This window comes from uncultured Thiodictyon sp. (genome assembly GCF_903828115.1).
GTDB lineage: Bacteria > Pseudomonadota > Gammaproteobacteria > Chromatiales > Chromatiaceae > Thiodictyon.
The window spans coordinates 1-12,749 of the sequence record NZ_CAIKKU010000060.1 but is presented as its reverse complement, the minus strand read 5'-3'; the positions used below and the strand labels follow the sequence as shown (position 1 = coordinate 12,749).

Genomic DNA, 12,749 nt, shown 5'->3' with positions numbered 1-12,749 from the left:
TGATTCGATTACGACAACGACAACGACAACGACAGCGTACCCGGGATCTCGGTCATCACATCAGTTTTGATCGCACCCGCCGGACGGCCCCCGCGGGGCGCCGAACCAGGGGATAGCGCATACTGATAGCGTCCAAGTGCGGACGATCCGCCATTTTCCAGCTTCACGCAATGCGCTACCCAACCAGCCGCTCATGCCAGCCCCAGGTTTCGACTCCATCGCCATGCGCCGGCGCCTGTCCCTCGGGCTGGCCCTCGCCGTCGTCGCGGTCGGACCGACCGCGGCGGCCCCCGCACCCGCGGCAACGCCCTGGCCCGAGGGGCTCTACAACCCGAAACCCCTGCCCGACGACCTGATCCTGCCCTTGCCCTGCGGCGGCGCCTTGGCCTTGCGCCCGGTGGCGACCCCCGCCGACAGTCGGCGGACCAGGCTGATCGGTCCCTTTGCGGGGCCGGCGGGGGACGCGCAGCGGCACCTGCTGATCGGCAAGTACGAGGTCAGCGCCCTCCAGTATCAGACGGTCATGGCACAAGGCAGCGGCCAGGCCTGCCCCCCGGTCGCCGCCGCCCCGGCGGGCGCTCAGGTCGACCCGCGCCTCGCCGCCCAGGTCGGCGTGAGCCGCATCGATGCGGTCAACTTCGCCGCGCAACTCTCGCGCTGGCTCCAGGCCAATGCCGGGCACCTCCCCCCCTGCGCGGCGGGCACGGCGCCCTGTCTGCCGCGGGTCGAGGGCAAACCCGCCTTCGTGCGGTTGCCGCTGGACCTGGAGTGGGAGTATGCCGCCCGGGGCGGGGCCCTGGTGCCGGACGATGTCTTTGCGCTGCCCCGTTACCCCATGCCCGAGGGCCTGGACCGCCACGCCTGGTACAACCGCAACGCCGATGGTGAGATTGCCCCGATCGGCCGGCGCCTGCCGAACCCGCTGGGCCTGCATGACCTCTACGGAAACGCCTGGGAACTGATGAACGACCCCTACAGTTCACCCCAGTTCCCCGGTCAGGTCGGGGGCGACGTCCTGATGGGCGGCGGCATCCACAGCGCGGACGATGAACTGCGGGCGGACGCCCGGGTCGAGGTCCAGCCGTATGACGCCGACGGGGACGTCAAGACCGCCGACACCGGCTTTCGGGTGGTCCTCGCCGCCCCGGTCGTGACCTCGGCGGCGAGGGTGCCGACCGCGCCGCCGCCCCCGGCCCCGGCGCCGCCCCGGGACACTCCGGCGGACGGCCACCTGCGGATCGAGGTGGACGCCTACGCGATGGTCTTGGTCGACGGGGAGGTCAAAGGTTCGTTCGACGCCGGCCGGCCGCTGGAGTTGCGTGGTCTGACAACCGGGACTCACCGGATCGAGGTATCGCCCCTGCTTTCAGGCTATGCGAAGGCCGGGGCGACGGTCGTCCTGACGGACGCCGAGCCGGTCAGCATCCAGATCCACCTGGAGCCGACACCGGAGCGCGCGGAGTCACTGCTGGATCTCAAACCCGATGATCGGCGCCGGGTGCGGCGGCAATTAAACGACCTGGGCTACCCCTGCGACCCCGCCTCCGACCGCTTCGACCGCGGCTTCCAGGTGGTATTGCGCGACTTCCAACGCGAATCCGGGCTCCCGATGACCGGTAAGCTGACCCCGGAGACCCGCGCCCAACTCGAACGCCGGGCCGCCGAGCAGCAGCGGGCGCGCAAGGCCGCCGAACGCGCCCCCGCGGCCCCGCCGCAACCCGGCGGCCGCTACCTTCAGCCCGCCGACCCGGTCCCCGATGGGCGCTGGATGGACCCCGCCGCGCCTTGATCCGGCGTGCCGGTGCCGGTGCCGCGTTGTCGTTGTCGTTGTCGTAATCGAGGTTATCGTAGATTCTCTCGCGCCCCAATGTGCATCGCTTCTCCGATTACGATTACGACAACGACAACGACAACGACAACGACAACTACAACGGTTGTGTTTAACTTGTTCTTGACTCCTTACTTCTGGTGTCTCAATGCGCTTCATCCACGCCGCCGACCTTCATCTGGACAGCCCCTTGCGCGGCCTGGCGCGCTATGAGGGCGCCCCGGTGGAGCGCCTGCGCACCGCCACCCGCGGGGCCTTGGCGCGGCTGATCGACCTGGCCCTGGCGGAGCCCGTGGATTTCGTCCTGCTGGCGGGTGATATCTATGACGGCGATTGGCAGGACTTCCACACCGGGCTCTTCTTCCGCGAACAGTTGGTCCGCCTGGATCGGGCGGGCATCCGGGTCTTCATGGTCCAGGGCAACCATGATGCCCAGGGCGTGATCTCGCGTCAGCTCAGCCTGCCGCCCAATGTCCGGGTCTTCGGGAGCCGCGGCGCTGAGACCCGGCGCCTGGACGACCTGTCGGTCGCGATTCACGGGCGCAGCTTTCGTAATCGCTCCGAGGACGCGGACCTGGTGCCCTCCTATCCGGACCCGCTTCCGGGGTTCTTCAACATCGGCCTGCTGCACACCAGCCTGAGCGGGCGGCCCGGCCACGATACCTATGCCCCCACCACCGTCGCCACCCTCGCGGCCAAGGGCTATGACTACTGGGCCCTGGGTCATGTCCACTGCCGCGAACGGGTGCTGGACAGCCCGCGCATCGTCTACTCCGGCAATCTCCAGGGGCGTCACGCCAACGAGACCGGCCCCAAGGGCTGCGAGTTGGTGCGTGTGGAGGCGGGGCGGATCGCCTCCGAATTCATGCCGCTGGATCTGGTGCGCTGGGATCAGATGACGCTGGACCTGACGGGCCAGGGGGGACTGGACGCACTGGGCGCGGCCTTCCATGAGGCCCTGGCCCCCCGACTGCCGGGCGCCGGGGACCTGCTGCACGCGGTGCGGGTGACCCTGACCGGCTGCACCGACCTCTACGGCAGCGAGGCCGCCCACCCCGGCACCCTGGAGGCCGCCATCCGGGCCGCGGCCCAGGATGTCGCCGCGGCCGAGGTCTGGATCGAGCAGGTGCGCCTGGACCTGACCCCGCCCCTGGACCGCGACCGGATCGCCCAGCGCCAGGACGCGGTGGGTGAATTGGTCCGACTGGTGGACGCCCTGCGCGCCGATCCGGCCGCGCTGGCCGCGCTGGCGCAGACCGAAGTGGGCGGCCTGCTCAGCGCCCTGCCCCCGGAGGTGGCGGGAGAGGAGGTGCCGCGGCTGGATTGTGCCGCTGATCTGCTCGACCTGTTGCGCGATGCCGAGGCGACCGTGTTGGCGCGCCTCGCCGCGGCGGGGGCCCGGACATGAGGCTCGTCCGACTGCTGTTGCACGCCTTCGGCCCCTTCACCGACTGCGCACTGGATTTCACCGGCGAGGGCCGCGGCACCCCGCCTGATCTGCACCTGATCTATGGCCCTAACGAGGCCGGCAAGTCCTCGGCCCTGCGGGCGATGACCGATCTGCGCTTCGGCATCCCGCTGCAGAGTCCGGACGGTTTCATTCATCCATACAAGCAGTTACGCATCGCCGGGGTCTTTTGCGACGATACCGGCCAGACCCTTGGGCTCGCGCGCCGCAAGGGCCAGGGGCCGACCCTGTCCCGCTTCGACCCCGCGACCGGCAACCCGACGGAGCCGCCTGCCGCCGGGCCCGAACTGGAACTGGCCCTCACCGGCGGGCTCACGCGGGCCGACTTCGAGTCCATGTTCGGTCTCAACCACGAGCGCCTGCGCGCCGGTGGTGACCGGCTGCTCAAGGGCGAGGGCGAACTGGGCGCGGCCCTGTTCGAGGCCAGCGCCGGTACCCGCGACATCAAGGCGATCCTGGCCGGGTTGGAGATTGACGCCAAGGGCTATTACAACGCCCATGGACGGGCCGCGAACGCCGTCATCAACGAGGCCCGGCGGCAGTTGGATGAACACCGCCAGTCTTACCGGCTGGCCCTGACCAAGCCCGCCGACTGGCAGTCACTCTATCGCGCCCACGAGCAGGCGTGCGCGGCACTGGCCGCAATCGACCAGGACCTGGAGATCCAGCGCCGTCGCGAGAACACCCTGACCGAACTGCGTACCGTCGCCCCCCTGTTGCGTGACCAGGATCGGGTGCGCGCCGGGTTGGCCGACCTGGGCCAGGTCCCCGAACTCCCCGAGAACGCCCGGGAGGAGCGTCTGGCCGCCGTGCAGGCACTCAAGCGCGCGCGTCAGGACCTGCAGGACGCCGAACTGGAACTGCGCCGCTGCGCCGCGGCCCTGGCCGAGCTGGTGATCGAGGCGCCGGTGCTGGAACACGCCCAGGCGATCGAGCGGCTGGCCGCCCGGGTGGAGACGGCGGCGCAGAGCCGTGTCGAGGCCGCTCGACAAGCGGCGCGTGCGCAGCAACTTGCCCTGGACCTGGCCGCCCGGGTCGCGCAGATCGCCCCGGGCCAGTCGCCCGCGGCCCTGGTGGCGGCCGTCCCCTCGGCGGCCGACCGCGTCACCCTGGACGGGCACCTGGTGAGCATCGCCCCATTGGATGAGCGCCTGGCGAACCTGCGCGAGCGCGCCGGTGAACTCGACCAGGCGCGGCGGCGGGAGGCGGATCAAGGCCCGCCGCCACCGGACGCCGGGACCCGCCAGGCGGTGGCCGCGGCCCTGCGCCAGGCGCGGGGTCTGGGGGATAGCGGTCGCCGCGGTGCCGACCTGGACCAGAACATCGCGGGGCTGGAGGCCCGCCTGGCCCAGGCCCTGGTGGACCTGGGCGCGGCCTCCCTCGCCGCGCTGCGCCAGGCCCGCCCCCTGCCGGTGTCCGCCATCGCGCAGGCCCGCGAGGAACGGGCCGGGCTCGACCAGGCGGAGGCTGGCGCGCGCGCCGAGGACCTCCGACTGATCCACGACATGAACGAGCAGCGCCAGGTCCAATGCGAGCTGGCCGCCGCCGGCGAGGTCGTCACCGCGACCACGCTGCGCCAGGCCCGCGCGCGCCGTGACCAGGGTTGGGGCCTGATCCGCCGGGCCTACATCGAGCGCAGCCGGGACCCGGCCGAACTCGGCCCGGCCTTCGATCCCGACCGGCCGCTGCCGGACGCCTTCGAGGCGGCCCAGGACCAGGCCGACCGCCAGGCCGACCTGCTGCGCGCCGACGCCGAGCGCGCGACCGGCTATGAGGTGGCTTCCGGGCGGATCGCGCAAATGCACGGGCGGCGCCAGGAGCTGGCCGCGGAGCTGGCCGCGGTTGCCGCCCGCCGTCAGGAGCTATTGGGCGGCTGGTCGGCGCGCCTCGCGCAGGCCCGGCTGCCGGACCTGGACCCCGACGCCCTGCTGGAATGGCAGGCGGCCCGGCACAGCGCGCTGGACGGGGCGGAGCGGCTGGCGCCGGCGCGCGCCGACCGCGAGCGGTTGGCGGTCGAGGTCGAGACCGCCTGCGCGGCCCTGGCGGCGGCCCTGGAGACGGCCGGACAGGGCATCCAGGGCGCCGACCTGGCGTCCCTGATCCAGCGCGCCGACCTCTGGGACAAGGGTGCCACCAAGGCCGAGGCGCAACAGGAAGCTCGCCTCAAGGCGGCGCGCGAGCGGCAGTTGGAGTCGGACAAGGTCGCCGGGCAGATCCAGACGGCCGCGGCGGATCTCGACCTGCACCTGGCGGCGGTGCAGCGCTGGTATGGGCGCCTCCTGCTCGCCCGCGCCAGTCCGCCCGCGGCCCTGAAGGCGCGGCTGGACGAACTGGACGCCCTGGTCCGCCAGGACCGCGAGTTGAGCGACGCGCGGCTGCGTCAATCCGAGCACCTGGCCCTGGCGGAGGATTTTGCCGCCCAGGCGGCGGGCCTCGCGGCGGCCTTGAGCGAGCCCGTGCCGGCACTGGCGCAGGACTATGCCGACCGCCTCCAGCGGCGGCTCACCGAGGCCCGCGAACGGGACCAGCAGCGCTCCGGGCTCATCCGCGAGCGTGCCCGGGCACTGGAGACCCGGCAGCGGGCCGCCGCGGAACAGGATACCCAGTGCGCCATCCTGGAGCGCCTGTGCGCCCAGGCCGGCGCGGCGAGTGTCGCGGAACTGCCGGAGCGCGAGGACGGCGCCGCGCGCAAACGGGATCTCCACGCCTCGCTGGAGCTGCTGCGTCGGCAGTTGGCGCAGGCCTCACCGCGACCCGAGGACGACCTGCGCGCGGCACTGAACGACCAGGACGGCATCGCCATCGAGGCCGAGCGCGAACGCTGCCAGGGCGAGATTGCGCGTCTGGAGCGGGAACAGGCCAGTGCGCGTCAGTTGGAAGTGGAGACCCGCCAGGCGCTCGCCGCCATCGACGCCTCGGACCAGGCCGCCCGGGCGCGCGAGGCGATGGAATCCGCCGCCGCCCGCTACCGCGGCGCCATCCGGCCCTGGGCGCGGCTGAAGCTCGCCCAGGCCCTGCTCGGGCAGGCCCTGGAGCGGTTCCGCGAGCGCGCCCAGGCACCCATGGTCGCCCTGGCCTCGACCTATTTTTCACTCATGACCGGCGGCCGTTACAGCCGCCTGGCGGCGGACGAGAGCAATGACCGGACGGTGCTGCGCGCCGAACGCGCCGACGGGGCCGCACTCGGGGTCGAGGCCCTGAGCGAGGGCACCGCCGACCAACTCTTCCTCGCCCTGCGCCTGGCCGCCCTGGAACTGCGGCGCGCCTCCCACCCCCAACTGCCGCTGATCCTGGACGATGTCCTGGTGACCTCGGACGACACCCGCGCCGCCAACTGCCTGCGCGCGCTCGCCCGCTTCGCCGCGGGTGGGCAGGTGATGATCTTCACCCACCACCGGCACCTGCTGGACCTGGCGCAGGAGGCCGTGGGGGAGCAGGGGCTGATGACCCATCGCCTGTGACCCCGAGAGCCCAGAAAGAGCAGTCATCCACAGATGAACACAGATGAACACAGATTATTCATTGGCTTACGCTTGTTCGGTGGCGCACCTCGCGGGTGATTTCGACACCAGGCCGTAGGGTCCGCTATGCGGACCAACGACCTCGCGCAGAGCGACCATGATCGATGCCCGCCAAGGCCGAAGCCTTGGACTCCGGGCGGATTGCCGAATGGTGGCAGAGGCGGTAGCATCGCCGGTAGCAAACAGCACCGGAGCCCTTCAATGCGTGCGGAGAAGTTGTCCATCTCGCTCACCCCCGAGTCAGTCGCGCTGATCGATGCCTATCGCGCCGCCCATTCGATCAAGAGCCGCTCCCAGGTCATCGAACTTGCCCTGCACAGACTGCGGGACGATGAGTTGGAGTCGGCCTATCGGGAGGCCTCGGCCGAGGCGGGTTTGGAGTGGGACGCGACCGCCGGCGATGGACTTGCCGACGAAGCGTGGTGACATCCTTTACGCGGACCTCAGCCCGACGGTGGGCTCGGAAGTCAACCAGCGTCGCCCGGTGCTGATCGTGAGCAACGACGCCAACAATCGCGCCGCGAGCACGGTAACGCTCCTGCCCATCACGTCCAACACCACCCGCGTCTATCCCTTCGAGGTGGCCCTGTCCCCCGCGGAGTCCGGACTTCCCAAGCCCTCCAAGGTCCAGGCCCAGCAAATCCGCACCATCGCCAAGGAGCGCATCACGGGACCTCCAGTCGGCCGGCTCACGGCGGCGACGCTGCAGGCGGTCGCTGCCGCGATGCGCCTGCATCTGTCGCTATGATCGCCCCCCGCCTGGAGTCCAAGGCTTCAGCCTTGGCGGGCGCCAGGACCGCCGCGATCATGGTTCCGCCCGGCGGTGCCGGGTCCGCACAGCGGACCCTACGGATCGCCGTAGGGTCCGCTGCGCGGACCAACGGCCTCGCGGTTTGCGCTGTGGCCGGGATTATGACCAAGGCCCGCGATCTCGGCTTGCCTATTTGGCAACGAGTCAAGAACAAGTCAAGCACAAGCGTTGTCGTTGTCGTTGTCGTTGTCGTAATCGTAATCGGAGAAGCGATGCACTTCGCGGTGCGAGAGCATCTGGAGCGTTACGATAATCTCGACAACGACAACGACAACGACAACGACGCCATCGGGAGTCCCTAATGGAATTGTTTAGCTTATCAGTGAACCGTTCCTTCGTGAGTTGGTAACCACAGCAGACTGGAGCAGACGTGGCAGTAGTTGCAGACGACCTCGGACGGACCTTTGAACAGGCCTTCAAGAACATCGATGACGTGCTCTGGAAGGAGGCCGGTTGTACGACCGAGCTCGATTATACCGAGCAGGCGTCCTGGCTCCTGTTCCTGAAATATCTCGATGACCTGGAAAGCGAAAAGGCGACCGAGGCGGCGCTCGACGGCAAGACCTGGTTCTACATCCTCGATGCCCCCTACCGGTGGGAGTCCTGGGCCGCCCCCAAGGCCGCGGACGGCACCCTCGACCACCACCAGGCACTGACCGGCGACGACCTGATCGCCTTCGTCGAGCGCGACCTCTTCCCCTATCTGCACGGCTTCAAACAGCGCGCCAGCGGACCCAACACCATCGAATACAAGATCGGTGAGATCTTCGGCGAGATCAAGAACAAGGTCCGCAGCGGCTACAACCTGCGCGAGGTCATCGACCATATCGACGAACTGCGCTTCCGCTCCCAGACCGAGAAGCACGAGCTGTCGCACCTCTATGAGGCCAAGATCAAGAACATGGGCAACGCGGGCCGCAACGGGGGTGAATACTACACCCCGCGCCCGCTGATCCGCGCCATGGTCGAGGTCGTCGCCCCGCGGCTCGGCGAGCGCATCTATGACGGCGCCTGCGGGTCCGCCGGTTTCCTGTGCGAGGCCTTCGTCTACCTCCAGGACCGCAACCCCAGGCGCACCACCGCCCAGGACCAGTTCCTGCAAGAACGGACCTTCTACGGCAAGGAAAAGAAATCGCTCGCCTATGTGATCGCGATCATGAACATGATCCTGCACGGCATCGAGACGCCGAACATCGCCCACACCAATACACTTGCCGAGAACCTGGCCGACGTGCAGGACCGCGACCGCTTCGACGTGATCCTCGCCAATCCGCCCTTCGGCGGCAAGGAGCGCAAGGAGGTCCAGCAGAACTTCCCCATCCGCACCGGCGAGACCGCCTTCCTGTTCCTCCAGCACTTCATCAAGACGCTCAAGGCCGGCGGCCGGGCCGGGGTGGTCATCAAGAACACCTTCCTCTCCAACACCGACAACGCCTCGGTCTCGCTGCGCAAGCGCCTGCTGGAGAGTTGCAGCCTCCACACCGTCCTCGACTGCCCCGGCGGCACCTTCCAGGGCGCCGGCGTCAAGACCGTCGTCCTCTTCTTCGAGAAGGGCGCGCCGACGCGCAAGGTCTGGTACTACCAGCTCGATCCGGGGCGCAATCTGGGGAAGATCAATCCGCTCAATGATGCCGATTTGGCGGAGTTCGTCGAGCTGCAGAAGACCTTTGCCGATTCGGCCAAGAGTTGGAGTTTGGATGTGGCTGGGATTGACCAGAATACCTTCGACCTGTCGGTGAAGAATCCGGATGGGGGTGCGGCGGTGATCCATCTGACTCCACAGGCGATCATGGATGAGATTGAGGCGCTGGATGCGGAGAGTGCTGAGGTAATGGCGAATATTCGAGCGTTGCTATGAACTGCGTGTGGCAGACGAAGTCCCTGGCTGAGGTGTGTGAGATCAAACCCCCAAAGTCTGAGGCACGTGAACGCGTCGCCTCGGATGCGTTGGTCTCTTTTGCGCCGATGGAGGATTTGGGGATTGGCCGCAAGTCTCTGAAAGCTCGCAAAGTAAGGCCGCTCTCATCCGTTATCGGAAGCTACACTTACTTTGCCGACGGCGATGTACTATTAGCGAAAATCACACCATGCTTTGAGAACGGAAAACTTGGGATCGCTGAGGGCTTAAGCAATGGAATCGGATTTGGTTCCAGCGAGTTCATCGTTTTTCGACCTTCTGCGATGCTCGACAAGGGCTTTCTCTATTACTTTCTGGCGCGTCCGGAATTTTTGAGGGAGGGGGCGGCACGTATGGGTGGTGCGGTTGGACACCAACGAGTGCCAATGGAGTTTATCGGGAATTACCAGATTCCCATCCCCCCGCTTCCGGAACAAGAGCGGATCATCGGTATCCTTGATGAGGCATTTGAGGGTATCGCGACTGCGAAGGCCAACGCCGAAAGGAACCTGCAAAACGCCCGCGCGATCTTCGAGAGCCACCTCAACGCGGTCTTCACGCAGAGAGGTGAGGGGTGGAAACAAAGGACGCTGGAAGAGATAGCAACGTCCTTTGGCCGCGGGAAATCGAAGCATCGCCCGCGAAATGCAGCACATCTTTATGGCGGCAAATACCCCTTTGTCCAGACCGGCGATGTTCGTAATGCCGATCATACCATCAAGGAGTTTTCACAAACCTACAGTGAGGCGGGACTAGCCCAAAGCAAACTGTGGCCCAAGGGAACGATTTGTGTCACGATCGCGGCGAATATTGCAGAGACGGCGATCTTGGGATTCGATGCCTGCTTTCCTGATAGCATCATCGGCGTTGTCGCAAATCCCGACGAGGCCGATGTCGGATTCATCGAATACCTGCTTCAATCGTTCAAACTTCGCTTGCAATCGCTGGGAAAAGGCAGCGCTCAACACAATATCAACATGGGTACCTTCGAGAATGAACGGTTTCCGTTTCCTGGTGTCGTCGAGCAGCGAGAAATCGTCGCCCGACTCGACGACCTCAGCGAAGAAACGAAGCGCCTTGAGTCCATCTACCAACGCAAACTCGCCGCCCTCGACGCGCTGAAGAAGTCGCTCCTGAACGAAGCCTTTACAGGTCAACTGTAAGCGCCGGCATGGACCGGGAAAGAAGATGTCTCACGCCAAGGCGCCAAGCTCGCCAAGGTTTTTCAGTGCGGTAGCGGCGCTGGGCGACTCACTCGGCAGGTCATTGGGGCAGCCCCAGCACTCGGGCGGGACGGGGCATACGCCCCGTCCCGAACGTTTGTGCCATTGCCGAGCCGCGCCATTGGTTCGCGGGCACGGAGAAAACGTTTCGGACGGGGCGAATGCCCCGTCCGGCCCGCAAGCACGGGCATTCGCCCCGCCCGGCCCGGAAGGCAGGTGATTGAGACAGCACCATCACCTCCTGGTCTTCCTTGGCGAGCTTGGCGAGCTTGGCGCCTTGGCGTGATCATTCCTATTCTTCTTTGTGTCTTTGTGCCTTTGTGAGAGAACTCTTCTACTTCCCGGCGCCTTGGCCTGATCATTCCTATTCTTCTTCGTGTCTTTGTGCCTTTGTGAGAGAATTCTTATCCTTCCCGGCGGCTTGGTGTGAACTTGACCGCGATCGTGGCGGGTGCCCGCGGTCAGCCCGGGCCGTGGATGCGGCGCGCTCGACCGCCGTGCGCGCTCCCCGGCACCGTGCCGCGCGCCTTACCCACCCTACAACAGCTTGGCGCCTTGGTGTGGACCAGGGTTATAAAACGCGCCGCAGTGGGGCGCGGCACTCCCGGTAGGGACCTTGTGACCATGACCTGTTAGACTCATAGCCATGGAGTCTATCCAGTCGATCAACCCCGAGCGCATTGCCTGGTGCTGTGCCGACCACGGCATCACGCCGGGCGAGCTCGCGTCCGCGGTCGGCATCGCCGCGACCAACATCGAGCGGGTGATGGCGGGCGAAGCAGGTCTGACGTTCAACCAGTTGCGCAAGATCGCGGAATATTTTGGCCGGGGGGTGCTGTTCTTTCTGGAGTCCGGTCCGGTCGATGAGGCCCAGGTGCATACGCCCCAGTTCCGCACCCTGGCCAACCGCAAGCCGGACCTGTCCGCCAAGCTCAGGACGCTGATCGAGCGGGTGGAAAAGCAGCGTGCCGTGTATCTCAGCCTGCGCGAAGACCTGGACGAGGCGAGCCGGCCCCGGTTCAGTCCGCCCGATCTGCCCCGGCATGATTCGCGCGAGGCGGCCCGGATCGCCCGCCGGTGGCTCAGTCTGGCGGATGAGAACACCTTCGACAGCTACCGCGCGGCCGTGGAGGCGAAGGGTGTGCTGGTCTTCCGCAGCAATGGTTACAACGGCAAGTGGCAGATTGCCAAACAGAACCCGATCCTGGGCTTCGTCCTCTACGATCCCACCTGCCCGGTAATCGTCATCAAGAAACAGAACCGGGAGACTCAACAGACCTTCACGCTCTTCCATGAATTGGGCCATTTGCTGTTGAACAGGGCCAGTTCGATCGATGATGAACATGACATGCAAGCCCCCGAGGGTGGGGAGCGCGACGCCAACCTGTTTGCGGGTCAGCTATTGGTGCCGGATCTGTTTCTGGCGAGTATTTCCGATGCGCAGCGACCCGCAGACGTTACGGGATATGACGATTGGCTGGAACGACCACGCAAGGCTTGGTGCGTCAGTGGCGAGGTGATCCTGCGCCGGCTTCTGGATGCCGGGCGCCTGACCCAAAGTCAATATGCGGCCTACCGGGAATGGCGGGGCCGGTCGGCCCTTGCATCCGCGGATGGCGGCTCCCGGATGTACCGCCATCGCGAGCCCAAGCACGTTTTTGGCGACGGCTATGTGCGAACGGTACTGGATGCACTGAATGCGCGCCACATCACACTTGCGAAGGCGAGCAGCTATCTGGATAACCTGAAGATCGAAGACCTGCATCAGTTGGAACGGCATTATGCCGATCTTTGATATCGCAACCGCCCGCGTTCATCGTGCCGAGTTGGTTTCCGACGAGGGGAGACAGAAACTTCCCGAGGTGATTAGCGTCGAAACTCAGCCGGCGATCGGTCGGCGGTCGTTAGCCTCACAAATTTGAGCCTGGGGGTCCATACTTAAGGTAACCCACCGGCGAGGACGCGGCCATGCCCCAGAATCCGATCCAGTTCCAGCCCGGC

General features: G+C 66.7%; 9 protein-coding genes. All 9 read left to right on the top strand.

The window, feature by feature from the left end; all coding sequences use genetic code 11:
- Positions 1-193 precede the first annotated feature (193 nt).
- The gene (locus QZY48_RS02160) at positions 194-1,789 is read left to right on the top strand and encodes an SUMF1/EgtB/PvdO family nonheme iron enzyme (protein WP_295427096.1); all 1,596 of its coding nucleotides are present in this window, start codon (positions 194-196) and stop codon (positions 1,787-1,789) included.
- A gap of 78 nt (positions 1,790-1,867) precedes the next feature.
- Complete coding sequence (locus QZY48_RS02155; protein ID WP_295427094.1) at positions 1,868-2,041, top strand: hypothetical protein; 174 nt, start codon at positions 1,868-1,870, stop codon at positions 2,039-2,041.
- The gene (locus QZY48_RS02150; RefSeq protein WP_295427091.1) at positions 1,977-3,236 is read left to right on the top strand and encodes a DNA repair exonuclease; all 1,260 of its coding nucleotides are present in this window, start codon (positions 1,977-1,979) and stop codon (positions 3,234-3,236) included. Before QZY48_RS02155 ends, QZY48_RS02150 begins: the two co-directional genes overlap by 65 nt.
- Positions 3,233-6,757: a YhaN family protein gene (locus QZY48_RS02145; RefSeq protein ID WP_295427088.1), complete on the top strand. Its 3,525-nt coding sequence runs from the start codon at positions 3,233-3,235 to the stop codon at positions 6,755-6,757. The genes QZY48_RS02150 and QZY48_RS02145 overlap by 4 nt, the downstream gene beginning before the upstream one ends.
- 261 nt (positions 6,758-7,018) lie before the next feature.
- Positions 7,019-7,243: a ribbon-helix-helix protein, CopG family gene (locus tag QZY48_RS02140; protein ID WP_295427085.1), complete on the top strand. Its 225-nt coding sequence runs from the start codon at positions 7,019-7,021 to the stop codon at positions 7,241-7,243.
- On the top strand, positions 7,224-7,565 hold the full coding sequence (locus QZY48_RS02135) for a type II toxin-antitoxin system PemK/MazF family toxin (RefSeq protein WP_295427082.1): 342 nt from the start codon (positions 7,224-7,226) through the stop codon (positions 7,563-7,565). The genes QZY48_RS02140 and QZY48_RS02135 overlap by 20 nt, the downstream gene beginning before the upstream one ends.
- A 433-nt stretch (positions 7,566-7,998) precedes the next feature.
- A complete protein-coding gene (locus QZY48_RS02130) occupies positions 7,999-9,486 on the top strand; it encodes an N-6 DNA methylase (protein WP_295427080.1) in 1,488 nt (495 codons plus the stop codon).
- Positions 9,483-10,688, top strand: a complete 1,206-nt coding sequence (locus tag QZY48_RS02125) for a restriction endonuclease subunit S (RefSeq protein ID WP_295427077.1) — start codon at positions 9,483-9,485, stop codon at positions 10,686-10,688. The genes QZY48_RS02130 and QZY48_RS02125 overlap by 4 nt, the downstream gene beginning before the upstream one ends.
- Before the next feature lie 706 nt (positions 10,689-11,394).
- Positions 11,395-12,543, top strand: coding sequence for an XRE family transcriptional regulator (locus tag QZY48_RS02120; protein ID WP_295427074.1), 1,149 nt, complete (start codon positions 11,395-11,397; stop codon positions 12,541-12,543).
- Positions 12,544-12,749 lie beyond the last annotated feature (206 nt).

Coding starts and splice junctions, on each gene's coding strand:
- QZY48_RS02150 (WP_295427091.1), top strand. CDS start 1,977: ATGCGCTTCATCCACGCCGCCGACCTTCATCTGGACAGCCCCTTGCGC.
- QZY48_RS02155 (WP_295427094.1), top strand. CDS start 1,868: ATGTGCATCGCTTCTCCGATTACGATTACGACAACGACAACGACAACG.
- QZY48_RS02160 (WP_295427096.1), top strand. CDS start 194: ATGCCAGCCCCAGGTTTCGACTCCATCGCCATGCGCCGGCGCCTGTCC.
- QZY48_RS02125 (WP_295427077.1), top strand. CDS start 9,483: ATGAACTGCGTGTGGCAGACGAAGTCCCTGGCTGAGGTGTGTGAGATC.
- QZY48_RS02145 (WP_295427088.1), top strand. CDS start 3,233: ATGAGGCTCGTCCGACTGCTGTTGCACGCCTTCGGCCCCTTCACCGAC.
- QZY48_RS02140 (WP_295427085.1), top strand. CDS start 7,019: ATGCGTGCGGAGAAGTTGTCCATCTCGCTCACCCCCGAGTCAGTCGCG.
- QZY48_RS02120 (WP_295427074.1), top strand. CDS start 11,395: ATGGAGTCTATCCAGTCGATCAACCCCGAGCGCATTGCCTGGTGCTGT.